Genomic DNA, 25,446 nt, shown 5'->3' on the forward strand with positions numbered 1-25,446 from the left:
CGCTGTGGAATTCACCACCCAACACCTGATCGCCCTGCTACCGCTGCTGGTCACCTGCGCCACCGTGGTGGTGGTGATGCTGGCCATCGCCTGGAAACGCAGCCATGGCATGACCTTCGTGCTCTCGGTGATCGGCCTCAACGCCGCCCTGCTGTCGCTGTTGCCAGCTATCGGCGTCGCGCCGCTGCAGGTCACCCCGCTGATGCAGATCGACACCTTCGCCTGCTACTACATGGCACTGGTGCTGATCGCCACGCTGGCCTGCGTGACCCTGACCCATGCCTACCTGGGCGAGGCCACGGTCAGCGATGGCAAGACCAAGGGCTACCCGCGCAACCGCGAGGAGATGTACCTGCTGCTGCTGCTTTCCGCGGCCGGCGGCCTGGTGCTGGTCAGCACCGAGCACCTGGCGGGGCTGTTCATCGGCCTGGAGCTGCTCTCGGTACCCACCTACGGGATGATCGCCTACGCCTACTTCAACAAGCGCTCGCTGGAAGCCGGCATCAAGTACATGGTGCTGTCGGCGGCCGGCAGCGCCTTCCTGCTGTTCGGCATGGCGCTGCTGTATGCCGACGCCGGCAGCCTGAGCTTCGCCGAAATCGGTGCCAGCCTGGCCGGCGCCAGCGGCAGCCAACTGGTACAGATCGGCATCGGCATGATGCTCATCGGCCTGGCCTTCAAGCTGTCCATGGTGCCGTTCCACCTGTGGACGCCGGACGTCTACGAAGGTGCACCCGCGCCGGTGGCGGCGTTCCTGGCCACCGCCAGCAAGGTCGCGGTGTTCGCCGTGCTGCTGCGCCTGTATCAGCTCTCCCCGGCCACCGCCGGCGGCTGGCTGAACGACCTGCTGACGGTCATCGCCATCGCCTCGATCCTGTTCGGCAACCTGCTGGCCCTGGTGCAGAACAACCTCAAGCGTCTGCTCGGCTATTCGTCGATTGCCCACTTCGGCTACCTGCTGGTGGCGCTGATCGCCAGCAAGGGCCTGGCCGTCGAGGCCATTGGCGTGTACATGGCCACCTACGTGCTGACCAGCCTGGGCGCCTTCGGGGTGATCACCCTGATGTCCACGCCCTACAACGGCCGTGACGCCGATGCGCTGTACGAGTACCGCGGCCTGTTCTGGCGGCGCCCGTACCTGACCGCCGTGCTGACGGTGATGATGCTGTCGCTGGCCGGCATTCCGCTGACTGCAGGCTTCATCGGCAAGTTCTACGTCATCGCCGCCGGTGTGCAGGCACAACTGTGGTGGCTGATCGGCGCGCTGATTCTGGGTAGCGCCATCGCGGTGTTCTACTACCTGCGGGTGATGGTCACCCTGTTCCTCAACGAGCCGAACCTGCAGCGCCACGATGCGCCGTTCAACTGGGGCCAGCGTGCCGGCGGCATCATGCTGATGCTGGTGGCGGCCCTGGCCTTTATCCTCGGTGTGTACCCGCAACCGCTGCTGGACCTGGTGCAGCAGGCTGGCTTGGCCACTGTGGCGCTCTGACCCACGTGCGACGAAAAACGGCTGCCAGTGGGCAGCCGTTTTTGTTTGTGCCTCACGCAGCGGGTTGGTCTTCGCCAGGCTGTTCCCCGGGTTTCACTTCGTTACACCCAGGCTACGGGTCCGGTGGCGTGCTTTGCCTGCTGCTGAGCGAAGCGATGCGCAGGGAGCAGCTAGGATGCCCTCATTCCCTCGCCCGCTCCTGGGTTTCGCGGCGCGCTACCCAGGCTACCGTCCGAGTGACAAAGAAAAACGGCTACCTTTCAAGCAGCCGTTTTGCTTGGCGCGGGCTGTCATTCGGGCAGCCTGACGGTCTTCTTGCCGGCAGCGAACAGGTTCCAGCTGGCGACGAACAAGGCGGCCACCAGGGGGCCGAGCACGAAACCATTGAGGCCCAGCAGTGCCATGCCGCCCAGGGTGGAAATCAGGATCAGGTAGTCGGGCATGCGGGTGTCCTTGCCGACCAGGATCGGGCGCAGGATGTTGTCCACCAGGCCGATCACCAGCACGCCGAACAGGGTCAACACCACGCCCTGCCAGATGCTTCCGCTGAGGAACAGGTAGACGGCCACCGGTGCCCAGACGATGCCGGCACCGGCGGCGGGCAGCAGCGACAGAAAGGCCATCAGCACGCCCCACAGCAAGGGGCTGGGAATGCCCAGTACCCAGAAGATCAGCCCGCCCAGGGCGCCCTGCACCGCCGCCACGACGATGTTGCCCTTGACCGTGGCGCGCACCACGCGGGTGAACTTGATCTGCAGGCGACGCTTGGTGTTGTCACCCAGGGGTACGGCCATGCGAATGTCACGCACCAGCTCCTGTCCATCACGCAGCAGGAAGAACAACAGGTACAGCATGATGAAAAAGCTGATCACGAACTGGAACGTGCCCTGGCCGATCGCGAACACCTTGGTCGCCAGGTACTGGCTACCGGCGGCGGCGCCGCTGGTGATGCTTTCCTGCAGGTCGGCCATGTTGCCCATGCCGAGGCGATCGATCTGCTGCTGCAGGAACGGCGGCAGCATTTCCTTGGTGCTGGTCACGTAGGCGCCGACGTCCAGCTCGCCGGACTCGATGCGCTGGTAGAGGCTGGTGCCCTCGGCGACCATCGCCGAGGTGATGAAGATCACCGGCAGAATCGCCACCAGCAGGCAGATGATCAGCGTCAGCAATGCCGACAGGTTGCCGCGCCCGCCAATGCGCCGTGCCATGCGCCGCTGCAGTGGCGCGAACACCACAGCCAGGGCCACCGCCCAGAACACTGCGCCGTAGAACGGCATGAGTATCCAGATGAAAGCGATCGTCACCAGGGCGAGCAGGAGGATGAAGGTTTTCTTTTCGAGGGAAGTCGTCTGCATGGTCCGGTCACACGAGGGGGTATGCCTGTTAGTCTCCCCTGCCGCCGACAAAGTGCACTCTTATTGGCTGGGCGAGCATCCCTGCCCGCCGCGGCCTCAGATACGGAACTGGCGCACCAGGTTTTGCAGGCCCTGACCGAGTTGCGCCAGGCTGCGTGCGGTCTCGGCGCCCTGGCGGGTTTCATCGGCGACGCTGTCCACCGCGGTGGCGATCTGGTGCACGCTGCGGTTGATCTCCTCGGCCACCGCGGTCTGCTCCTCGGCCGCGCTGGCAATCTGCGCGTTCATGGCATTGATGGTGCCGATCAGGCCGGCGATGGCATCCAGCGAAGCCCCGGCCTTGTTGGCCTGTTCGCTGGTCAGCTCGCCGGCATCGCTGGACTGGCGCATGGCATTGACCGCATCGCGGGTACCGCCCTGCAGCCGGTCGATCATGCCCTGGATTTCCTGGGTGCTCTGCTGGGTACGGCTGGCCAGGGCACGTACCTCATCGGCGACCACCGCGAAGCCACGCCCGGCCTCCCCGGCCCGTGCCGCTTCGATGGCTGCGTTGAGCGCCAGCAGGTTGGTCTGCTCGGCGATGGAGCGAATCACGTCGAGCACGCTGACGATGGAGTGCACGTCCTTTTGCAGGCTGTCCAGCGAAGTGCCGCTGCCGCGGATGTCGCCGACCAGCGAATGGATGCGCTCGATGCTGCCGTCCACCACCTGCTTGGCCACCTGCCCTTCGCGGTCGGTCTGCTGAGCCGCTTCGGCAGCCCCCTGGGCGCTCTTGGCCACCTCGTGGGCCGCGGCGGACATCTCGTTGATGGCCGTGGCCACCTGATCGGTTTCGTGGCGCTGGCGTTCCATGGCCTGCTCGGAGCGCTGTGCCTGGGCCGCCACCTGGCCGACCAGTTCGGTAAGGTGGCTGGTCATTTCGCTGATCTGCCGCACCAGGCCGTGCACCTTGTCGACGAAACGGTTGAACGAGCCAGCCAGCTCACCCAGTTCGTCGCGGCTGGTGACCGGCAGGCGCTTGGTCAGGTCGCCTTCGCCGGCGGCGATATCGTCGAGATTCGCCTTGATCTGCTGCAGCGGCCGCAAAAAGGTGTTGGCCAGAATGCCGCCGACCACGCCAAAGATCACCAGCAGCACCACGGCGATCACCAGAATGCTGGTGATGATGGTGCTCACCCGCTGATCGATACCGGTGCGCACCTCGGCAATCTGCGCCTCCACGCCGTCCAGGTTGACCGCGGTGCCGAGGGCCATGTCCCACTTGGGCAGGTAGTAGCTGTAGGCGAGCTTGGGCACCTGGATCGACTCGTTGCCGGGCAACGGCGAGGAATAGTTGACGTAGTAGCTGTTGTCCTTGGCGACGCGCACCAGCTCGCGGTTCACGAACACGCCGTTGACGTCGCGCCGATCATTGAGACTTTTGCCCACATCCACGGGACTGTCGCTGCGAAACAGCCGTACCACATTGGAGTCATGGCCGAAGAAGTAGCCGTCCTTGCCATATTTGATCTTGGACAGGATGGTGATGGCCTGCTTGCGGCTCTCCAGATCGCCGTTGGGCGCGGCGTCGTACAGGCTCTGCACGGCGCCCATGGCAATTGCGCTGTAGTTCTGCAGCTCGTTGCGCTTCTCATCGAGCAGGCGCTCGCGGGTTTCGATCACCTCCTGCTCCGCCAGGCCGTACAGCACCTTGGCAGCGGCGCCGCTTAGCACCAGGGCAAACAGCAGAACGGGAACCAGGGCCAATAGCACAACTTTGGATTTCAAGGTCAGGCGCATTGTTATTTTCCTTTGACCAGACAAAGCCAAGGATAGCTGGCTTCTACTCAGGTCATCGGCAGCAGCCCGCGAAACCTTGAACGCGCGGGTAATTGCGCCGGACGCCTTACAGCAGCATGGCGGCGGCCCAGCCGAATACCAGCAGGGGCAGGTTGTAGTGCAGGAAGGTGGGCACCACGGTGTCCCAGATGTGATCGTGCTGCCCGTCCACGTTCAGGCCAGCGGTCGGGCCCAGGGTCGAGTCCGACGCCGGCGAGCCGGCATCGCCGATGGCACCCGCCACACCGACGATGCATACCGTGGCCAGCGGGCTGAAGCCCAGCTGCGCGCACAGCGGCACGAAGATCGCCGCAATGATCGGGACGGTGGAAAACGACGAGCCGATGCCAATGGTCACCACCAGGCCCACCAGCAGCATCATCAGCACAGCAAGGCCCTTGCTGTCGCCGATCAGCGCCGCACTGGCGTTGACCAGCCCCTTCACCTCGCCGGTCTCGCGCATCACTTCGGCAAAGCCGGAAGCGGCGATCATGATGAAGCCGATCATCGCCATCATCTTCATGCCTTCGGTGAACAGGCCGTCGGTTTCCTTCCAGCGCACGATGCCCGAAGCAGAAAACACCACGAAACCCAGCAAGGCACCGATGATCATCGAATCGAGCCACAGCTGTACGGCGAAGGCGATGGCCACTGCCACGCCGGCGACGATCAGGCTGCGTGCGTTGTAGCTGACGCTCACCCGCTCGGTACGCTCGACCCGCTCCAGGTCATAGCGGCGCTTGCCACGGTAGCTGTACAGCGCCAACAGCAGGCCAGCAACCATGCCCATGGCGGGGATCAGCATGGCATGGCTGACGTTCACGCCGCTGACATCCATGCCGCTGCGTGCCACGTTGGCGAGCAGAATCTCGTTGAGGAAGATGTTGCCGAAACCCACCGGCAGGAACATGTAGGGTGTGACCAGGCCGAAGGTCAGCACGCAGGCGATCAACCGTCGATCGAGCTGCAGGCGGGTGATCACGTAGAGCAGCGGCGGCACCAGCAGCGGGATGAAGGCGATATGGATCGGCAGGATGTTCTGCGACGAGATGGCCACTGCCAAGAGCAGGCCCAGCAGCAGCCACTTCAGTGCGCCGCCGCCGTGCTGATCCTGACGCCCGACCATGGCCAGTGCCTTGTCGGCCAATGCGTGGGCCAGGCCGGACTTGGCGATCGCCACGGCGAAGGCGCCGAGCAGAGCGTAGGACAGTGCCACGGTAGCTCCGCCACCCAGGCCCTTGTTGAAGGCGGCCAGCGAGCCCTGCATGCCCAGGCCGCCAATCATGCCGCCCGCCAGGGCCCCGGTGATCAACGCCACCACCACATGCACCCGGCAAAGGCTGAGAATCAACATGATGCCAACGGCGGCGATAACTGCGTTCATGAGAGGCTCCTAGAATCGCCGCCAATGCGGCGTAATCGGCGGGCTACGTAAAAATCGCCGGGAGCGATTTTTTCACCTCGCTGGCGACAGCCCACAGGGTTGCCGCCAAGGATGGCGGGCCACAAAAAGCGTCGCACTCTGCCGCAAGCTGACCTGGGTGTCAAAACCACCGCCACGCAGGCGAGGCATCCGCCAGGCAAAGCGCACCAAGGTACTTTGCGCTTTCAATAGCCGGCGTTAGCCTTACGGCCTTGTCATCAACGGAGGCCCCCATGCTCGATATCATCCTGATCGCCGGCTCAAGCCGCCCGCAAAGCCAATCCGCCAAGGTTGCCCACTTCCTGCGTCAACGCCTGATCACCCTGGGCAAGACCAGCGCCGCCCTCAGCCAGGTCATCGACCTGGGCACCGGCCCGCTGCCGCTGTGGCCTGCCGAAGACACCGGCACCTGGGCCGACTACGGCGCACGCCTGCAGCGCGCCGATGCGGTGGTGGTGATTGCCCCGGAGTGGAACGGCATGGCCGGCCCGGCAATCAAGAACTTCTTCATCTACGCCAGCAAGGCCGAGCTGGCGCACAAGCCGGGGCTGCTGGTGGGCGTGTCGTCAGGTATCGGCGGCGGTAGCCCGATTGCCGAGTTGCGCAGCTCCAGCTACAAGAACTGCCGGGTGAACTACCTGCCCGAACACCTGATCATCCGCTCGGTAACCAAGGTGCTCAACGACGAGCAACCGGCCAGCGAGGACGACAGCCGCATTCGCGCCCGTATCGATTACGCGCTGGACATCCTGGCCAAGTACGGCGAAGCGCTGAAACCGGTGCGCGCCAGCATCGACCTCAGCGACCCGGCGTTTACCAACGGCATGTGAGCCGCGAGGGGGGGAACGACGGAGCGCCCCAGGTGATCCGCCTGGGTAGCCCGGGTAGAGCACAGCGAAACCCGGGGGCGATTCGGGAAAGGCAATTATCGCGCGCGCAGCGGCAGCTCGATCCTGACCTGCAAACCACCCAGCTGGCTGTCGTGCAGCGTCAGGCTGCCGTCCCAGGCATCGACGATGTCGCGCACGATGCCCAGCCCCAAGCCGTGCCCGGCGGTCTGCTCGTCCAGGCGAATGCCGCGGCTGAGCACCTCTTCGCGGCGCTCGCTGTCGATCCCGGGGCCATCGTCATCGACGCTCAGCACATAAGCCGAGTCGCTGCGCTCGATGCGCAGGCGCACCTGGCTGTCCGTCCACTTGCAGGCGTTGTCCAGCAGGTTACCCAGCAGTTCCAGCAGATCCTCGCGATCACGCGGCAGGCGCAAGTCGGGCGGTGAAACCTGCCAGCTCAGCTCGATGCCGCTGTCGTGGATCATGCCGAGGGTGGAGAACAAACCCGGTAGCTCCTCCTGGCAATCGAAGTGCGCGCCAGGCAGCGCCTCGCCGGCCAGGCGCGCACGGCCCAGCTCGCGGGCGATGCGCTGCTCGATCTGTTGCAGGTGTTCGAGCAGGTTGTCGCGCAGCTCGGGGTGAGCCCGCAATTCGTCCCGGGAAGCCAGGTTGACCAGCACTGCCAATGGCGTCTTCAACGCATGGCCGAGGTTGCCAAGGGCGTTGCGCGAGCGTCTCAGGGTATCTTCGGTATGCGCCAGCAGGTGGTTGATCTGCTCGACCAGCGGCTCCAGCTCCTCGGGTACCTGCTCATCCAGCTCCGAGCGCTGCCCTTGCTGCAACTGGGCGATCTGCACGCGGGTCTGTTCCAGCGGGCGCAATGCACGGCTGACCGCCAGGCGCTGCAGCAGCAGGATCAGCGCCAGGCCGCCAAGCCCCAGCGCCAGGCCAATGCGCTTTACCCGGCGGAAGCTGTCCAGCACCGGCGTATAGTCGCGGGCCACGGTAATGGTCAGGTCCTGTCCGAAGCGCCGATATTCGCCTCGAAAGGCCACCAGTACCTGGCCCTGGGGGCCTTCCTGCAATTCGGGCTGCAGGCCATCGACCTCGGACGGCTGCAATTCGCTGTCCCACAGCGAACGCGAGCGCCAGCGCTTGTCGCTGAAATCGATACGGAAATACAGGCCCGAATACGGCCGCTGATAGGCCGCGCTAAGCCGCGACTCGTCGAGCTGGATGCCGGACGGGCCGCGCACCAGGGCGATCAGCAGCGATTGCGCCTCCTCTTCGAGGCCGGTTTGCATGTAGCGCCGCAGGTTGCTGTCGAACAGCCACAGGCAGGTCTGCGCGAGCAGCAGGCCGATGATCAGCAGCACGCTGATCAGGCCCAGGCTCAGGCGCCGCTGGATCGACCTCAAGCGGTACTACCGGTGAACCGATAGCCTTGCCCGCGGCGGGTTTCGATCACCTCGCGGCCGAGCTTGCGGCGCAGGTGATTGACGTGCACCTCGATGACGTTGGAGTCGCGCTCGGTTTCGCCATCGTACAGGTGTTCGGCCAGGTGGCTCTTGGAGAGGATCTGCCCGGCGTGCAGCATGAAGTAACGCAGCAGACGAAACTCGGCGGCGGTCAGCTCGATGACCTGCTCGCCACGGCTGACGCATTGCCGGCTCTCGTCCAGGTGCAGCCCGGCCGCCTGCAGCTGTGGCTGGTTGGCCAGGCCGCGGGCCCGGCGCAGCAACGCCTGGATGCGTAGCTGCAATTCCTCGGGGTGGAAGGGTTTGCTCAGGTAGTCATCGGCGCCGACTTTCAGGCCCTCGATGCGCTCGGCCCAGGAGCCGCGCGCGGTAAGGATCAGCACCGGGGTGGCCAGACCGCCCTGGCGCCATTGCTGCAACACCTCGAGCCCCGGTTTGCCAGGCAAACCGAGGTCGAGAATGATCAGGTCATAGGGCTCACTGGCACCCTGGTACACGGCATCGCGGCCATCGGCCAGCCAATCCACGGCATAGCCCTGGCGGGTCAGTGAGGCGATCAGTTCATCGGCAAGCGGAACGTGGTCTTCAACCAGCAACAGGCGCATGTCAGTCGTCTACCTCATCCTTCAGGATCTTGCCGTCGTGGGCATCGAGCTCCAGTTCACGAACCACGCCCTCGCGGGTCAGCAGTTCCACTTCATAGACGAAGACATCGTCTTCTTCTTCCAGCTCGGCTTCGAGCAGGGTCGCGCCCGGATAGCGTTCCAGGGCAGCGCGCATCAGTTGGTCGAGCGGCAGGATCACGCCACTCAGGCGTAAATCCCGCGCTTCGTCCTGGTCAAGGTCACGTGCACTGGCCGCGCACGTCAGCGCGGCCAGTGAAACGATGCAGATGCAGCGAAAAACGGGGTTGCCTTTCATCAATCATCCTGGTGGTTCTTGAGGACGGTGCCATTGGTGGCATCCAGTTCGACGTCCCACTTCTGGTTCTGGGCATCGCGGATTTCTACCTGGTAGAGGTAGCGGCCGTATTCTTCCTCGAGTTCGGTGTCGCCCAGTTTACCGCCGGGATGGGCCGCAAGGGCAGCCTCGTTGAGTTTCTCGAACGACTGGATGGTACCGGCATCACGCAATTTCAGCGCCTCATCCGGCCCCAGGTCTCGAGCCTGGGCGATACCCGCGGTGGCAGTGAGTGCGGCAACGGCGAACAGGGCAGTCAGTTTGTTCATGGTGATCTCCTGATTAATCGTGTTTCGACGCTGTTCAGGTTAAGGGGAGCGACTTAATTCAACCTGAATTGGCCCACAGACCGGGGCTGTTCATGGCTCTATACTGGCGCCTGTTCAGCGGAGGTCGGCATGAGCGCCATCCAGATCAAATTCCCTGCCCTCACCCTCAAGGCCGGCCAGCGAGCCCTGGCGCGGATTCGCGAGCGCGGCCTGCAGCCTGGCGATGTCGGGACGCTGCCCGGTGCGGCGGGCGGGCCCAAGGCGCTGGGCATTCAGGGGCTGGATGTCGCCCTGTTCGGCGACTGGTTGGCCCGGGCGCCACGGGAGCGCTCGCTTATCGGTGCGTCCATCGGTTCCTGGCGCTTCGCCAGCGCCTGCCTGCCCGACCCGGCGGCGGCCTTGCACCGCCTGGGCGAGCTGTACACCGGCATGCGTTTCGCCAAGGGTGTAGGCATCCGCGAGGTGACCGAGCGCTGCGTGCGGATGCTCGATGAGCTGTTGCAGCATCAGGATGCCGCGGTGCTCGACAACCCCCACTACCGGCTCAACATCATGGTGGTGAAGAGCCATGGCCGGCTTGCCGAGGACGACCGCCGCTCCCTGGGCATGGGGCTGTCGTCGGTGATCGGCAGCAACCTGCTCGGCCGCCCGCGCCTGGCCCGCCACTTCGAGCGGGTGATCCTGCACGACGCACGTCTGCCGCCGCCGCTGCATCCGCTGACCGATTTCCCTTCACGCTGCCTGCCGCTGGATGTCGGCAACCTGCGCCACGCCCTGCTGGCCTCCGGCTCGATCCCGTTCGTCATGCAGGGCGTGCGCGACATTCCAGGTGCAGGCCCGGGCACCTACCGCGACGGTGGCCTGCTCGATTATCACCTCGACCTGCCCTATAGCGGCGACGACGTGGTGCTCTACCCGCACTTCACCGATCGCATCATTCCCGGCTGGTTCGACAAGGGCATGCCCTGGCGCCGGGGCGATGCCATACGCCTGCAGAACGTGTTGCTGCTGGCCCCTTCACGTGACTACCTGGCCCGCCTGCCCTTCGGCAAGCTGCCGGATCGCAAGGATTTCAGCCGATTTCTGGGCGACGACGCCGGGCGTGAGCGTTACTGGCGCCAGGCGATGGATGAGAGCCGGCGCCTGGGCGATGAATTTCTCGAACTGAGCGAAACGGGCCGCCTGGCTGAGCACCTGGCGCCGCTGTAGCCGGCTTCGCCCGTGGTGGGCGCGCTGTCAGGAAACCGACGATAACCGCTTTAATCAAATTAAGCGCTTGGCGCCGTTAATAAAAACTGAACTTAACGGAACTGATCAGCAGGGCCATTTTCCTATTGAGTGTTGATGAGATTTTCGTGGATCGGCAGTAAGCGCATTTGCCTGACAGCGTGTCGCCACCCCTTGAAAACTTTGATGCCCGTCAACTTCACAACTTAATTTTCAATTTTTTTGGAAATTAATTTAATTGGATGTGACTTGCAGGGCTCATCGAACCATCAACAGCTAGGAACGTCAGCGTTGTACATGCACGCTGACACTATGATTCATTGGGAAACACTCGGAGAACCGACCCCATGAACGCTTCGCTGCGTTTCAATGATGCACTGCTGATTGCCGACCGCGCCTTTCAACCTTTTCATTGCGTGGCCTGGGCGCCGCAGGACGGTACCGGCGTACTGAACCTGACGATCGTCGACCGTACCAATACGCCGCTGATCGACCGTGCGCAACTCACCAGCAGCATCTACAGCGACCCACAGGAGCTGGCCAAGGCCCTGAAAAAGTCCCGTGACGAGCTAAGCCGCAAGGGCTTCGATCTCGCCCCCTGGAGCATGCCGGAATAAACCCTGGCACCGTGTTGTGTTGTGTTGAAAGTTGCCGCACCCGAGGGTGCGGCAACTTGCCCCAGCGATACACCCGCTATAAAAGCGTCCCGCTGTTTTCATTCAACGGCTCGCCTCGTGGTGCGCGTTAAAGTCTGAACTTCCCCTCGCTTTCGGCGGGCTAAGACTTTAACTGTTGCCATGAGCTGACCGGCATGCAAAACCTCGCCATAACCCTGCCCCCCACGTCGAATCGCGCCGCACACCGCCTGCCCCCGTCGGCCCATGGCCTGATTGCGGAAACGCCGCGATGAGCAGCCTGTCGGTAGCGTCCGAACTGCCCAACGACCTGCACTACGTCGACGATCGCACGCCCGGCATCAGCCGCCGCAAGCTGCGCGGCAAGTTCTGTTACTTCCAGCCCAGTGGCGAGCGTATCCGCGATGCGCAGGAGATCGCCCGCATCAATGCCCTGGCGATCCCGCCGGCCTATGTGGACGTGTGGATCTGCCCCGACCCCAAGGGCCACCTGCAGGCGACCGGCCGTGATGCGCGGGGCCGCAAGCAGTATCGCTATCACCCGCGCTGGCGCGAAGTGCGCGACACCGACAAGTACGCCAACCTGCTGCTGTTCGGCAAGGCGTTGCCGAAACTGCGCCAGACCATAGAGCAGCACCTGCTGTTGCCCGAACACGGTCGGGAAAAGGTCATGGCCACCGTGATCACCCTGCTCGACAACACGCTGATCCGCATCGGTAACGTGCGCTACGCCAAGGAAAACCGCTCCTATGGGCTGACTACCCTGCGCAACCGCCATGTCGAGGTGCAGGGCAGCGCGATTCGCTTCCATTTTCGCGGCAAGAGCGGTATCGAGCACGAGGTGGAAGTCAGTGATCGCCGCCTGGCGCGCATCATCCGCCGCTGCCTGGAGCTGCCGGGCCAGCACCTGTTCCAGTACCTGGACGCCAATGGCGAGCGCCACACGGTGACCTCGACCGACGTCAACAATTACCTGCGTGAGCTTACCGGGGCGGACTTCACCGCCAAGGATTACCGCACCTGGGCCGGCAGTGCCCTGGCGCTGACGCTGCTGCGTGAGCTGGAGTGGCAGCCGGAGAGCTCGGCCAAGAAACACGTGGTCGGCATGGTCAAGCAGGTTGCCGAAGAATTGCGCAATACCCCGGCGGTGTGCCGCAAGTGCTACATCCACCCGGCGCTGATCGAGGCCTTCCACGCCGGTGAGCTGGCCGACCTGCGCCTGGCGGCCGCGCGCAAGGGGCTGCGCAGCGAAGAAAGCCTGCTGATGCGCTTTCTGGAAAAACTACCCGCCTCCTGACGTGGCAAGATCTGTGGGCTTTATGTCATTGCTGCCACCCTGCTTTGTGCCCACACTGGGCTCCTCTTCGACGAGGGGCCGCCATGGACCACCGCAAATGCATTGCCGCACTGATCTACCCGGACTTCATGAGCCTGGATGTGGTCGGCCCAATGCAGGTGTTCGCTTCCGCCAACGTCGAGCGTAATCGCCAGGGCCTGAGCGATGCCTACCGGCTGCTGCTGCTCGCCGACCAGCCAGGGCCGGTTAACAGCTCCTCGGGCATACGCCTGGTGGCCGACCTCGCCTGGGCCGAGGTGGACCCCGCCAGCCTGGATACCCTGCTGATTCCCGGCGGTTTGGGCGAAACAGAGCAATGCGAAAACCAGAGGTTGCTGAGCTGGCTGCAACAGGCCGAGCCCGATATCCGGCGCCTCGGCTCGATCTGTTCGGGGGCGCTGATCCTGGCGCGTACCGGCCTGCTCGACGGCAGGCGGGTGACCACCCACTGGGCCGACATCGACACCCTGCGCCAACACCACCGGCTGCTGGTCGACAGCGACTGCCTGCACACCTACGACCCGGCAGCGGGCGATGGCAGCGAGCACCTGTTCACCTCCGCTGGCGTCACCGCCGGGATCGACCTGGCACTGGCCCTGGTCGAAGCCGACCTGGGCCGCAGCATGGCGCTGGCGGTGGCGCGGCGCCTGGTGATGTTCCTGCGTCGCCCGGGCGGTCAGGCGCAGTTCAGCGCCCTGCTCGCTCCGGAGCCGAGCCGCACGCCGCGCCTGGCCGAGTTGCTCGACTGGATTCCCACCAACCTGGTCGGCGACCTGTCACTCGAAGCGCTGGCGAACAAGGCACGCATGACCCCGCGCACCCTGTCCCGGGTATTCGCCCGGGAGCTGGGCACCGGCCCGGCGGGCTACGTGGAGCGCGTACGCCTGGAAGCCGCTCGCAGCCTGCTGCAGGACGCCCAGGCCTCGATCAGCACCGTCGCCCAGCTGACCGGCTTCGGCCACCCGGAAAACCTGCGCCGGGTGTTTCACAAACACCTGTCCATCAGCCCCCAGCAATATGCCGAACGTTTCGGCCGGGAGAACCACCATGCTTGAGCTGCGCCCCAACTGCGAATGCTGCGACCGTGACCTGCCGCCCGACTCCCTGGAGGCACGTATCTGCTCGTTCGAATGCACCTATTGCAGCGAATGCGCCGATACCCACCTGCAGGGGCACTGCCCGAATTGCTCGGGGGAGCTGGTGCGTCGGCCGATCCGCCCGGCAGCCAAGCTGCCCGCCAATCCGCCCTCGACCTTGCGCGTGCTCCAGGCAGGAGGATGCCATGCTGCTGATGGGTAATCCTGCGCTGCTGATCCTGTTCCTCGCCCAGGGCCTGTACTGGAGCTGTTCGCTGATCGGCATCACCCTCACCGCGCTGATCGGCATGCAGCTGTCGCCCTACAACAGCCTGGCGACCCTGCCCCTGGCCTTGCTAGTGCTCGGCAACCTGCTGTCGACCCACCCGTTGTCGCTGTTCATGCAGCGCCATGGCCGCCGGCCGGGCCTGAGCCTGGGCGCTGCGGCCGGGATTGTCGGTGGGTTGATCAGCGCCCTGGGCGTCTGGCTGGGTGATTTCGTGCTGTTCTGCCTCGGTGCGCTGCCGATTGGGGTCTATCAGGCCTCCGCCATGTACTACCGCTTCGCCGCCCTGGAGACGGTGGACGACGCCCACAAGGGGCGCGCGGCGGCCTGGGTGATCGCCGGCGGTATCTGCGCGGCGCTGATCGCCCCGAGCCTGACCCTCTGGGCGCGCAACGCACTGAGTACGCCTTTCGTGGGCGCCTATGTGCTGCTGGCCGTGCTGGCATTGTTTGGCCTGCTGCTGCTCAGCGCTCTGCGTGAGGGGGCGATCCCCGTGGCACCGCGTGGCGACTTGCTTGGTCTGCTGGCCCGCCCGGCGATTCGCTGTGCGCTGGCGGTGACCGCCATTGGCCATGGCCTGATGATTCTGGTGATGAACGCCACGCCGCTGGCCATGAGCTTCTGTGGCTTGCCGCTGGAAAGCGCCGCGCAGGTGATCCAGTGGCACATGCTGGGCATGTTCCTGCCCGCGCTGATTGCCGGCCCGTTGGTGGATCGCCTGGGCAGCAAGCCGGTGGCGATGCTGGGTATCGGGCTGCTGGGCGGCAGTGCGCTGGTCGGGTTGAGCGGCCAGTCTCAGGCCTATTTCCTGATTTCCTCGCTGCTGCTGGGGATCGGCTGGAACCTGATGCTGGTGGCCGGCACCACCCTGTTGGCCAGCGCCCATGAGCCAGCCGAACGTGGCAAGGCCCAAGGGCTGATGGAACTGGCCAATGGCAGCGTCGCGGCCTGCGCCGCCTTCGCGTCCGGGGCACTGATCACTGGCCTGGGCTGGTTTCAGGTCAACCTGGCCATGCTGCCGTTGCTGGCGATTGCACTCGTAGCGGTGCTGGCAAGGGCCAGAACCCCGCTAGCGCACTAGATGCCGAACACCGTCACCTGATTACGACCATTGCGCTTGGAGTTGTACAGCGCCTGATCGGCCCACTGGATGACCTGCTGATGATCATGGCTGGGCTCGCTCAGGTCGGCCACGCCAAGGCTGATGGTGAAGGGAATCACCTGTCCGTCGTGGCTGACCTGCAGGCGCTCGACGATCAGCCGCAGGCGTTCGGCGAACACCCGCCCACCGGCTGCATCCACATCCGGCAGCAACACCACGAACTCCTCACCGCCGTAGCGCCCGGCGATGTCGGTATCGCGCAACTGCTCGCGCAGCACCTTGGCCACGCTCTGGATCACCGTGTCACCGGCCTGGTGGCCATAGGTGTCGTTGACCTTCTTGAAGTGGTCGATATCGAAGATCACCAGGGCCGCACTGCTGCCGTAGCGACGATGGCGGGCATGCTCACGCTTGAGTTCCTCTTCCCAGTGGCCGCGATTATTCAGCCCGGTGAGCCGGTCGGTACGCGAGAGATGCTTGAACTGGTCGCTCATGGCCTGCAACTGACGCTTGTTGACCGCGACGCCCGTCACGTCATAGATGATCACGCACAGGTGCTCGATCCTGCTGTTGGTGGCCACCAGCGGCAGGATGGTGGTGTTCTGGTACATGAAGTCTTCCAGGCCGGTGATCGGCTGGTAGTTCTTGAAGCGCACCAGGTACGGTCGCTGCTCCCAGATGGTGAAGGCCGGCGTGCCCAGGGTGACGACGTGTTCCACCTTGTTGCGGAACCAGACTTCATCGACCTCGGGAAACAGCTCGAAGAACGAACGCTCGGCGGCGTCGCGCGCGGTGCGCCCGGAGTGGTTCTCCATGAAGCTGTTCCACACCTCCACGCGGTACTGGCGGTCGAGCACCACCACACCGACATCGATGCTCTGCACGATGGCCAGCAACCAGTGGAAGTCGTTTAAATCCATGCTCTCGGCCATGGGGCTTATTCCATCAAATAGGCGAGTTTGTCGGTCAGCAGCGACACCGAATCCTCGGTGAACAGCAGCAGCAGGTCGAAGTGGATGTCATGCCCTTCGATGCTGTAGCTCACCTCGACCGCCAGGGTCTTGCGCCAGCGCTGGCTGTTGATGCGAATCAGCTCGTCGATGGAGGCGTGCTCGCCGAGAATCTGCGGGTGGCCCTGGGAGAAGCTCACGTCGAGCTGCTCGGCGATGCCGCTCAGGCACGCGCCGATGAGGATGCTGGACATGTCTAGGAGCATTTCCATGGACGAATGATTGTGCTGCTGCCACTGCATGAGCCTGGCCATGTCGGCCACTTCGGAGTCGTGGAAGATCAGCAGCGCCTCGCCGGCGATGCCCTCGCCGATATAGCCCTGGCATACGGCGGTCAGGCCGTCGCCACGCTGGGCGTCGGCCAGGGCCATGTGCAGCTCGCTGACCTCGAGAATGTTGACGTTGGGGATCGGCAGCTGCACGAAGACCCCGAGCACCCTGGCCAGCAGCGCGGCCGCACGGCCCATGGCGACGTTGACCACCTCGCGGAAGGCATCGCGGAACGACACCTTGGGCTCGGGCAAGGTCGTCGTGGTCGCCGCTTCGGCGACGCGCAGAAAACCGAGTTGATCCAGGGTCTGGCGTAGCAGCTCGGGGTCGGCGGGCTTTTTCAGGAATGCCAGGGCGCCGAGTTCCTTGACGCGGCGAATTGCCTCCTCCTGCACGTCACCCGACACCACGATGACGTTCTGCGCACGGCCCTCGGCCTTCAGCGCCGCGAGCACGCCGTAGCCATCGAGCACCGGCATGGTCAGGTCGAGCAGTAGGAGATCGAAGTGCGCGGCACGCAGTTGCTCCAGCGCTTCCTCGCCGTTGGCGGCCTGGCTGACGGTTACCGGCCAGTCGGCAGGCAAGGCGCGCAGCAACTGCTTGCGGGCCATGTTGGAGTCATCGCAGACGAGAAGAGATGCTGTCGGCATCGATACGCCTCAAGAGGTGGGCCTGATCCGGCTTGGGCTACGGCGGGCATGCCGGCTGGGTGCGCTACTGACACTTATAGCAGAGCACCGGCACGCCTTCGGGTGTTTTCAATGCTTTAAAGCACACAAGGCGACCGAAGTCGCCTTGTCATTGCACTCACAGCACTCAGTAATACGCGTTCTCGCGGTTGCTGTGATCGGTCACGTCACGCACGCCCTTGAGCTGCGGAATACGCTCGAGCAGGGTTTTCTCGATACCCTCCTTGAGGGTCAGGTCGGCCTGGCCGCAGCCCTGGCAACCACCACCGAACTGCAGCACGGCAATGCCCTCGTCGACCACGTCGATCAAGGTAACCTGGCCGCCATGGCTGGCCAGGCCGGGGTTGATCTCGGTCTGCAGGTAATAGTTGATGCGCTCGTTGAGCGGGCTGTCTTCGTTGACCATCGGCACCTTGGCGTTCGGCGCCTTGATGGTCAGCTGGCCACCCATGCGGTCGGTGGCGTAGTCGACCACGGCGTCCTCGAGAAAGGGCTCGCTGACGGCATCGATCCAGGCGGTGAAACTGGCCAGGCCGATGGCCTGGTCTTCGGGCTTCTGCTCGCCCGGTTTGCAATAGGCGATGCAGGTTTCCGCGTACTGGGTACCGGGCTGGGTGATGAATACACGAATGCCGATGCCCGGCGTGTTCTGCTTGTTCAGCAGGTCGGCCAGGTAATCATGGGCGGCATCGGTAATGGTAATAGTGCTCATGGCAACTCCTCACGGTCATGGGCGCAGTGTACGCCAAATGACCGTCGCGAATAAAGTCCTACTATTTTACTCAGGATAAAGCCTGCAGCCGCCCGCCGGCTTGTCGCTCGTTCAACCATGCCTTGGCACGAACGAAAAAACGCTTCTCGATCAGCTCGTAGCTACCCCACGAGGCCAGGGCGATCAGTGGCATGCAGGCGACGATCACCACATAGGGGTTCAGATCCAGGCTGGCCTGCAGGTACCAGCCCAGGGACAGGATGATCACGTGCAACAGATACACCGAATACGAGCAGTCGCCCATGCGGGCCAGCAGGCGGTTATCCTTGAACCAGGGCTCCATGGCGATGCAGGCGGCGACGATCAGCGCGCTTGGCACACCCCAGTGCAGCAGGCGCATGCTGTTGTCGAAGTGGTAGATGGCCAGCAGCGAAGCGGCGATCACCAGCAGCGGCAGCCACAGCCCCTGCCGAATCCAGCCACGGCTGTAGACCATGCCCAGCAGCACCCCGAACAGGAACTCGTAGACGATGCTGTTGCGGTAGAAGTTGCTCAGCCAGGGCTGGGTGGCCAGCAGGCCGAAAATCATCAGCATCACCGCCACGAAAACCAGCCGCAGGCGCTGCGGCACCACGAAGGCCAGGGCGAACAGCAGGTAGAAGAACATCTCGTAGTTCAGCGTCCAACCGACGTTGAGGGTCGGATAGAGGCCAAAACCCGCGGGATTTTCTGCGGGAATGAACAGCAGCGAAAGCATCAGGTGATGGAAGTCGAATGCCTGGGTCGGCATCACCGGATTGGCGAAGGCGATGATCAGTGCGGCGATCAACGAATACAGCCAGTAGGCCGGCACGATGCGCAGGGCGCGGTTGAGCATGAAGCGCCACGGGGTGATGGTCTTGCCCTGGGTCGACAGGTAGATGACCAGACCGCTGATGACGAAGAAAATGTCGACGCCCACGGCGCCCTTGTCGGAAAACAGATGGCCCATGAAGCTTTCGGCCTTGAAATCGAAAAACACCTGCATGACATGGTGAAAGACCACAACCCAGGCTGCCAATGCCCGGAGTGCCTGCACTGAAATCAGCATAGAACCGCCACTCTCCCTCTCGTTGAAACCGATACGGGGCAGCCCTGAGTAAAGGGCTGCCACAGCGTCCGACCGCAGTAGCGGGAGAAAGATCGGACGAATTGGCCAAGCGCGGCGCGCCGGCCTGTGGCACTCGCCCCTTGCACATCACGCCACGCCGTTGAAATGCCGGCGCGACGGCTCTAGAGGTTCTGGTAGCGGTTCATATCCAACACACCGGCTTCCAGCGGATCATGCTCGCGGATGTGCGCCGTCAGGTCGTGGAAGTACTGCCAGAACTGTGGATGGGTACGGCGAATGCCCCAGCGCTCGACGATCCTTTCGAAGGCGCCGGCATCGCGGGCCTGCTCCATGGCCGCCACGAAGTCCGACACTTGGGCCGCCGGCATCGAGAACATGAAGTTCGGGTAGCTGGTCATCACCTCCGGGTAGAGCGTCAGGGTGTCGAGGTCGGCCTGGTAACGCAGCTCCTCGCCGAGCATGAACGCCACATTGCTGTGGGCACGATTGCGCAGCAGGCTGTAGATCTCGCGGCGCCCGCCCCCCTCGACCCGCAAAAGCGTCGCTTCCGGCAGGCGATGAATCACCTTCAACTGCGCAGCGGGCTTGGATGCCAGGTGGCTCAGCGCCTGTTCGGCCTGGCGCAGATCGGCGGGCAGCCCGTCGCGGTAGCAATGCTCGCCGCCACAGCGATTGATCGGATCGGGCCGCGCATTGAGCGTGGCGAAGCGCTGCAGCAGTTGCTCGGCAAACTGGCGTTTCGGGTCGTCTTCGTTCAACGACAAGCCGCTCGGCGTCTTGCGATCGAGCGGCGAGTAATCCATCCACGCCTTGAGCTTGCCGCTGTACTGGTACCAGTCGCCAAAGATCGGCTTGCGCGCGTCGGCAGGCATCAGGCGCAGGAAGTTCTGTTCGGCGCCGTTGCGAATCAGGTCGAAGTACAGCCGGGTCTGCGCCTGATGCGAAACGTTACCGAACACATCGAAATTGACCACCAGCTGGTAGTAGGTGCGTTCCAGTAGCGGGTAGTCCATCCACCACAGGGTCTGCGGGATCTCGCCGACCAGGCCCTTGCGCACCGAGGCACTGTCATACTGGCGGAAGACCGTTAACAGGGCGTTGTCGTTGCCACGCCAGATATCCGCCCACTGCGGCGCCGGCGCTTCGCTGTAACCTTCGGTGCGCAGCGCCTCGTAGGCATTGCGCTTGTCGCGGTAGCTGCGCCACAGGCCCAACAGGTCGCCGATTTCATCGAGCTGCCCAGGCATGGCCAGCAGCGGCGTGGCCTCACCGCGATAGGCCGGGTCGGTGATGTAAAGGTCGTGCTGGGGGTCCTGGAACAACACCCAGAAGTTGTCGCGAATCACATCGGTGGCGATCTGCCCGCGGCACACCGGCCCGCGAATAAAGGTGCGCACGAAATACTCGGCGTTATCGAGCATGAACTGGTAGCGCGCCTGGGCCGGTATCGCCTCGAAGGTTTCGAACGGGTTGGAACGGTGCTGTACGCCATAGCCCGGCAGCGCACTCACCTGCCACTGACTGGCGAAAAACAGGCTTTTGACCCGAGCCAGCTTCCTGGCGCTCAGCGGGTAGCTGATATGAGTCTTGTGCACGATCACGCCCTGGATCGGTATCAGCCGGTAATGGAAGGCAGTGCCGGGATCGTCATTGGGGCGCCGCGTGGCGATGATGTCCACCGGCTGACCGCTGGGCGTGCGCGAACGAACCAGTTGGAAGAAGTGCCCCGCATCGCCGCCCTCGAAGTCCAGATGAGCGAGAAACAGGTGCTCGTAGAGCCAGCGGCTGACCAGGCTTTGTTCGTTACCGGCGCCATTGAGAAACGCTTCCCACTGCGCGACCTGCCGGGCTTCGGCGGCGCTGGCCTGCAGCGGCTGCTGATCGACCGGCGCGCCTTGCTGCAGCCAACGCTGCACGGTCTGGTAATCCTGCTCGGTGAGGCCGGTCACTGCGAACGGCATGCCGGCCATGGGATTCTTGCCGGCGAAATCGGCAAACTCGCCGGGCAGCGCACATTGGTTGACCCGATCGATGCCGATGGCCAGGTCGTCTGGCAACTTGCTGTTGGCAGGCAACGGCGTGGCATGCCCCAACTCGAGCATGCGTGCCATCAGCGCCGCCTGGCCGCCCTGCTGGTCCAGCACCGAATGGAAATCCTTGCGGCGCCAGGCCGGCGCGCCATGGGCATCCATGAACAACCGCGTGGTGTCCTGGGTATGGGTGCGCGTGCCGTCATACACCGTGGCCTTGCTGGCGCCCCGCTCGACACCCTCGCCGCTGCCCAGGTTGAGCTGGCAGGGCGCGTCGTAGCAGGCATGGCAGGCCACGCAGTTGTGGGTGAAGATCGGCTGGATATCGCGGCTGTAGGAAACGCTCTGCGCCATTGCCAGCGAACTGATAACGAACAGGCAAACACTCAATAACAGCCGACGGCACATGGTGGCACTTCCACGAAAATAGCCGCGCATTCTAGCCGTCTCGCCTGTGCTGTCGCTATGCCTGCATCGGTGTTTGCAGCCGCCGCAACATGAACATAATTCATGCACAAGTGCGCGGCGCAGAAATGGCGTCAGGGTTTGTTATCATCTGCCGCCTTGTCGTAGTCTCCCGTTCAGAGCCTTTTCCATGCCCCTGTCAGATCGCAGCGCCCGCCTCCAAGCACTTCAGCACGCCCTCAAGGAACGCATCCTGATCCTCGACGGCGGCATGGGCACCATGATCCAGAGCTACAAGCTGGAAGAGGCCGACTACCGTGGCGAGCGCTTCGCCGACTGGCCGAGCGACGTCAAGGGCAACAACGACCTGCTGCTGCTCAGCCAGCCGCAGATCATCGCGGCGATCGAGAAGGCCTACCTGGATGCCGGCGCCGACATTCTGGAAACCAACACCTTCAACGCCACCCAGGTGTCCCAGGCCGATTACGGCATGGAGTCGCTGGCCTACGAGCTGAACCTCGCCGGTGCCCGCGTGGCCCGCGAAGTGGCCGATGCCAAGACCCTGGAAACCCCGGAGCGCCCGCGCTTCGTCGCCGGCGTGCTGGGCCCGACCAGCCGTACCTGCTCGATCTCCCCGGACGTCAATGACCCCGGCTACCGCAACGTTACCTTCGATGAACTGGTGGAGAACTACACCGAGGCCACTCGCGGCCTGATCGAAGGCGGCGCCGACCTGATCCTGATCGAGACCATCTTCGACACCCTGAACGCCAAGGCGGCGATCTTCGCCGTACAGCAGGTGTTCGACGAAGATGGCGTCGAGCTGCCGATCATGATTTCCGGCACCATCACCGACGCATCCGGGCGCACCCTGTCCGGGCAGACCACCGAAGCCTTCTGGAACTCGGTGCGCCACGCCAAGCCGATCTCGGTGGGTCTGAACTGCGCGCTGGGGGCCAAGGACCTGCGCCCCTACCTGGAAGAATTGTCGACCAAGGCCGACACCTTCGTGTCCGCCCACCCCAATGCCGGCCTGCCGAACGCCTTCGGTGAGTACGACGAGAGCCCGGCAGAAATGGCCGCGGTGGTCGAGGAGTTCGCCGCCAGCGGTTTTCTGAACATCATCGGCGGCTGCTGCGGCACCACGCCGGGGCATATCCAGGCCATCGCCGAAGCGGTCGCAAAATATCAGCCCCGCCCGATTCCGGAGATTCCCAAGGCCTGCCGGCTGTCAGGCCTCGAGCCGTTCACCATCGACCGCAACTCGCTGTTCGTCAACGTCGGCGAGCGCACCAACATCACCGGTTCGGCCAAGTTCGCCCGGCTGATTCGCGAGGAGAACTACACCGAAGCCCTGGAAGTCGCCCTGCAGCAGGTGGAAGCCGGCGCCCAGGTGATCGACATCAACATGGACGAGGGCATGCTCGACTCCAAGGCGGCGATGGTTCGCTTCCTCAACCTGATCGCCGGCGAACCGGACATTTCCCGGGTGCCGATCATGATCGACTCCTCCAAGTGGGAAGTGATCGAGGCGGGCCTCAAGTGCATCCAGGGCAAGGGCATCGTCAACTCGATCTCCATGAAGGAAGGCGTCGAGCAGTTCAAGCACCACGCCAAGCTGTGCAAGCGCTATGGCGCCGCCGTGGTGGTGATGGCCTTCGACGAAGTCGGCCAGGCCGACACCGCGGCGCGCAAGCAGGAAATCTGCCAGCGCAGCTACGACATCCTGGTCAATGAAGTGGGCTTCCCGCCGGAAGACATCATCTTCGACCCGAACATCTTCGCCGTGGCCACCGGTATCGAGGAACACAACAACTACGCCGTGGACTTCATCGAGGCCTGCGCCTTCATTCGCGACCACCTGCCCTACGCCTTGAGTTCGGGCGGGGTGTCCAACGTGTCGTTCTCGTTCCGCGGCAACAACCCGGTGCGCGAAGCGATCCACTCGGTGTTCCTCTACTACGCGATCCAGAACGGCCTGACCATGGGCATCGTCAACGCCGGCCAGCTGGAGATCTACGACGAGATCCCCAGGGAGCTGCGTGATCGGGTCGAGGACGTGGTGCTCAACCGCACCCCGGGCGGCACCGATGCCCTGCTAGCCATCGCCGAAAACTACCGTGGCGGTGGCGCCGTCAAGGAAATCGAAAACGAAGAGTGGCGCTCGCTGCCGGTCGACAAGCGTCTCGAACACGCACTGGTCAAGGGCATCACTGCATTTATCGTCGAAGACACCGAGGAGTGCCGCCAGCAATGCGCACGTCCCATCGAGGTCATCGAAGGGCCGCTGATGAGCGGCATGAACATCGTTGGCGACCTGTTCGGCTCGGGCAAGATGTTCCTGCCCCAGGTGGTCAAGTCTGCGCGGGTGATGAAGCAGGCCGTGGCGCACCTGATCCCGTTCATCGAGGCCGAGAAAGGCGACAAGCCGGAAGCCAAGGGCAAGATCCTCATGGCCACCGTGAAAGGCGACGTGCACGACATCGGCAAGAACATCGTCGGCGTGGTGCTCGGCTGTAACGGCTACGACATCGTCGACCTGGGCGTTATGGTGCCGGCGGAGAAAATCCTGCAGACCGCCATCGCCGAGAAATGCGACATCATCGGCCTGTCCGGGCTGATCACCCCGTCGCTGGACGAGATGGTGCATGTGGCCAAGGAAATGCAACGCCAGGGCTTCAAGCTGCCCCTGATGATCGGCGGCGCCACCACCTCCAAAGCGCACACCGCGGTGAAGATCGACCCGCAGTACAGCAACGACGCGGTGGTCTACGTGACCGACGCCTCGCGCGCCGTGGGCGTGGCCACCCAGCTGTTGTCCAAGGAACTCAAACCCGACTTCGTGCAGCGCACCCGTGACGATTATGTAGTGGTGCGCGAACGCACCTCGGCCCGTGCCTCGCGCACCGAGCGCCTGAGCTACGACAAGGCCGTCGCCAACAAGCCGAGGTTCGACTGGGCGGGCTATACCGCGCCGAAGCCGAGCTTTACCGGCGTCAGGGTGCTGGAAGACATCGACCTCAACGTACTGGCCGAGTACATCGACTGGACGCCGTTCTTCATCTCCTGGGACCTGGCCGGCAAATACCCGCGCATCCTCACCGACGAAGTGGTCGGCGAAGCGGCCACCAGCCTGTTCAACGATGCCAAGGTGATCCTGCGCAAGCTGATCGACGAGAAACTGATCAAGGCCCGCGCCGTGTTCGGCTTCTGGCCCGCCAACCAGGTGCGTGACGACGATATCGAGGTGTACGGGGAGAACGGCGAGCAGCTCGCCACCCTGCACCATCTGCGCCAGCAGACCATCAAGCCGGACGGCAAGCCGAACCTGTCCCTGGCCGACTTCGTTGCACCAAAGAGCAGCGGCGTGACCGACTACGTGGGCGGTTTCATCACCACCGCCGGCATCGGCGCCGAGGAAGTCGCCAAGGCTTACGAGGCCAAGGGCGACGATTACAACTCGATCATGGTCAAGGCACTGGCCGATCGCCTCGCCGAAGCCTGCGCCGAATGGTTGCACGAGCAGGTGCGCAAGGAGCACTGGGGCTACCAGCCGGACGAGCACCTGAGCAATGACGAGCTGATCAAGGAAGCCTACAAGGGCATCCGCCCTGCCCCTGGCTACCCGGCCTGCCCGGACCACACCGAGAAGGCCACGCTGTTCAAGCTGCTCGACCCGGAAGCCGACTACCACAAGGCCGGCAAGAGCGGCGTGTTCCTCACCGAGCACTATGCGATGTTCCCGGCAGCCGCAGTCAGCGGTTGGTACTTCGCCCACCCCGAGGCGCAGTACTTCGCCGTGGGCAAGGTCGACAAGGATCAGATCGAGCGCTACACCGAGCGCAAGGCGCAGGACATCGCCGTCAGCGAACGCTGGCTGGCGCCCAACCTCGGCTACGACGACTGACCCATCACCAGGACCGCGCGGTAAC

General features: G+C 63.9%; 21 protein-coding genes and 1 pseudogene. 9 read left to right on the forward strand and 13 right to left on the reverse strand.

Annotated elements, in window-relative coordinates; genetic code table 11:
- Nucleotides 1-4: 4 nt before the first annotated feature.
- Entirely contained in the window at nt 5-1,492 is a 1,488-nt protein-coding gene (nuoN, locus tag QYS36_RS19935) for an NADH-quinone oxidoreductase subunit NuoN (protein WP_308841105.1), read from the forward strand.
- Between the two features lie 290 nt (nt 1,493-1,782).
- On the opposite strand, the gene QYS36_RS19940 is transcribed toward nuoN, so the two are convergent.
- The 4 genes and pseudogenes from QYS36_RS19940 to QYS36_RS19950 all read right to left on the reverse strand — a co-directional run bounded on the left by QYS36_RS19940 (nt 1,783) and on the right by QYS36_RS19950 (nt 6,049).
- Nucleotides 1,783-2,847 carry an AI-2E family transporter gene (locus QYS36_RS19940; protein WP_308841106.1) on the reverse strand — a complete coding sequence of 355 codons (1,065 nt, stop codon included), beginning with the start codon at nt 2,845-2,847 and terminating at the stop codon, nt 1,783-1,785.
- Nucleotides 2,848-2,943: 96 nt separating this feature from the next.
- Nucleotides 2,944-3,765, reverse strand: coding sequence for a methyl-accepting chemotaxis protein (locus QYS36_RS24065; protein WP_374990483.1), 822 nt, complete (start codon nt 3,763-3,765; stop codon nt 2,944-2,946).
- A gap of 36 nt (nt 3,766-3,801) precedes the next feature.
- Nucleotides 3,802-4,626 (reverse strand): annotated as a pseudogene (locus QYS36_RS24070) (cache domain-containing protein); the annotation flags it as partial.
- Nucleotides 4,627-4,732: 106 nt separating this feature from the next.
- Nucleotides 4,733-6,049 (reverse strand): Na+/H+ antiporter family protein, encoded by a 1,317-nt coding sequence (locus QYS36_RS19950; protein WP_308841108.1) that lies wholly within the window; start codon nt 6,047-6,049, stop codon nt 4,733-4,735.
- A gap of 272 nt (nt 6,050-6,321) precedes the next feature.
- On the opposite strand from QYS36_RS19950, the gene QYS36_RS19955 reads away from it, so the two are divergent.
- Nucleotides 6,322-6,918 carry an NAD(P)H-dependent oxidoreductase gene (locus QYS36_RS19955; protein ID WP_308841109.1) on the forward strand — a complete coding sequence of 199 codons (597 nt, stop codon included), beginning with the start codon at nt 6,322-6,324 and terminating at the stop codon, nt 6,916-6,918.
- A gap of 95 nt (nt 6,919-7,013) precedes the next feature.
- Here the strand turns inward: QYS36_RS19955 and QYS36_RS19960 are convergent, their stop codons facing one another.
- Genes QYS36_RS19960 through QYS36_RS19975 form a run of 4 tightly spaced genes read right to left on the reverse strand, consistent with a single transcriptional unit; the run spans nt 7,014 to nt 9,625 of the window.
- Nucleotides 7,014-8,336, reverse strand: coding sequence for a sensor histidine kinase (locus QYS36_RS19960; RefSeq protein WP_308841110.1), 1,323 nt, complete (start codon nt 8,334-8,336; stop codon nt 7,014-7,016).
- On the reverse strand, nt 8,333-9,001 hold the full coding sequence (locus QYS36_RS19965) for a response regulator transcription factor (protein ID WP_308841111.1): 669 nt from the start codon (nt 8,999-9,001) through the stop codon (nt 8,333-8,335). Before QYS36_RS19965 ends, QYS36_RS19960 begins: the two co-directional genes overlap by 4 nt.
- 1 nt (nt 9,002) lies before the next feature.
- Nucleotides 9,003-9,317 (reverse strand): PepSY domain-containing protein, encoded by a 315-nt coding sequence (locus tag QYS36_RS19970; RefSeq protein WP_308841112.1) that lies wholly within the window; start codon nt 9,315-9,317, stop codon nt 9,003-9,005.
- The gene (locus QYS36_RS19975; protein WP_308841113.1) at nt 9,317-9,625 is read right to left on the reverse strand and encodes a PepSY domain-containing protein; all 309 of its coding nucleotides are present in this window, start codon (nt 9,623-9,625) and stop codon (nt 9,317-9,319) included. Before QYS36_RS19975 ends, QYS36_RS19970 begins: the two co-directional genes overlap by 1 nt.
- A 129-nt stretch (nt 9,626-9,754) precedes the next feature.
- On the opposite strand from QYS36_RS19975, the gene QYS36_RS19980 reads away from it, so the two are divergent.
- The 6 genes from QYS36_RS19980 (at nt 9,755) to QYS36_RS20005 (ending at nt 15,266) form a co-directional block, all read left to right on the forward strand.
- The gene (locus QYS36_RS19980; RefSeq protein ID WP_308841114.1) at nt 9,755-10,834 is read left to right on the forward strand and encodes a patatin-like phospholipase family protein; all 1,080 of its coding nucleotides are present in this window, start codon (nt 9,755-9,757) and stop codon (nt 10,832-10,834) included.
- 365 nt (nt 10,835-11,199) lie between these two features.
- Nucleotides 11,200-11,469, forward strand: coding sequence for a hypothetical protein (locus QYS36_RS19985; RefSeq protein ID WP_074887633.1), 270 nt, complete (start codon nt 11,200-11,202; stop codon nt 11,467-11,469).
- Between the two features lie 289 nt (nt 11,470-11,758).
- On the forward strand, nt 11,759-12,784 hold the full coding sequence (locus QYS36_RS19990; protein ID WP_308841115.1) for a DNA topoisomerase IB: 1,026 nt from the start codon (nt 11,759-11,761) through the stop codon (nt 12,782-12,784).
- An 83-nt stretch (nt 12,785-12,867) separates the two neighbouring features.
- On the forward strand, nt 12,868-13,878 hold the full coding sequence (locus QYS36_RS19995) for a GlxA family transcriptional regulator (protein WP_308841116.1): 1,011 nt from the start codon (nt 12,868-12,870) through the stop codon (nt 13,876-13,878).
- Nucleotides 13,871-14,122, forward strand: coding sequence for a DUF1272 domain-containing protein (locus QYS36_RS20000; protein WP_308841117.1), 252 nt, complete (start codon nt 13,871-13,873; stop codon nt 14,120-14,122). The genes QYS36_RS19995 and QYS36_RS20000 overlap by 8 nt, the downstream gene beginning before the upstream one ends.
- The gene (locus QYS36_RS20005; RefSeq protein ID WP_308841399.1) at nt 14,109-15,266 is read left to right on the forward strand and encodes an MFS transporter; all 1,158 of its coding nucleotides are present in this window, start codon (nt 14,109-14,111) and stop codon (nt 15,264-15,266) included. Before QYS36_RS20000 ends, QYS36_RS20005 begins: the two co-directional genes overlap by 14 nt.
- Here QYS36_RS20005 and QYS36_RS20010 read toward each other — a convergent pair.
- The 5 genes from QYS36_RS20010 to QYS36_RS20030 form a co-directional block, all read right to left on the reverse strand.
- Nucleotides 15,263-16,219, reverse strand: coding sequence for a diguanylate cyclase (locus QYS36_RS20010; RefSeq protein ID WP_308841118.1), 957 nt, complete (start codon nt 16,217-16,219; stop codon nt 15,263-15,265). The genes QYS36_RS20005 and QYS36_RS20010 overlap by 4 nt on opposite strands.
- Nucleotides 16,220-16,224: 5 nt before the next feature.
- Nucleotides 16,225-17,217 carry a response regulator gene (locus QYS36_RS20015; protein ID WP_308841119.1) on the reverse strand — a complete coding sequence of 331 codons (993 nt, stop codon included), beginning with the start codon at nt 17,215-17,217 and terminating at the stop codon, nt 16,225-16,227.
- Between the two features lie 166 nt (nt 17,218-17,383).
- Entirely contained in the window at nt 17,384-17,968 is a 585-nt protein-coding gene (nfuA, locus tag QYS36_RS20020; protein ID WP_042552611.1) for a Fe-S biogenesis protein NfuA, read from the reverse strand.
- Nucleotides 17,969-18,038: 70 nt separating this feature from the next.
- On the reverse strand, nt 18,039-19,058 hold the full coding sequence (locus QYS36_RS20025; protein ID WP_308841120.1) for an acyltransferase: 1,020 nt from the start codon (nt 19,056-19,058) through the stop codon (nt 18,039-18,041).
- A 182-nt stretch (nt 19,059-19,240) separates the two neighbouring features.
- Nucleotides 19,241-21,517 carry a fatty acid cis/trans isomerase gene (locus QYS36_RS20030; protein WP_308841121.1) on the reverse strand — a complete coding sequence of 759 codons (2,277 nt, stop codon included), beginning with the start codon at nt 21,515-21,517 and terminating at the stop codon, nt 19,241-19,243.
- 187 nt (nt 21,518-21,704) lie between these two features.
- On the opposite strand from QYS36_RS20030, the gene metH reads away from it, so the two are divergent.
- Nucleotides 21,705-25,421: a methionine synthase gene (gene metH / locus QYS36_RS20035; RefSeq protein ID WP_308841122.1), complete on the forward strand. Its 3,717-nt coding sequence runs from the start codon at nt 21,705-21,707 to the stop codon at nt 25,419-25,421.
- The last annotated feature ends 25 nt before the right edge of the window (nt 25,422-25,446 follow it).

It is taken from the genome of Pseudomonas sp. G34 (genome assembly GCF_031119625.1).
In the GTDB taxonomy this organism is placed as follows: Bacteria; Pseudomonadota; Gammaproteobacteria; order Pseudomonadales; family Pseudomonadaceae; genus Aquipseudomonas.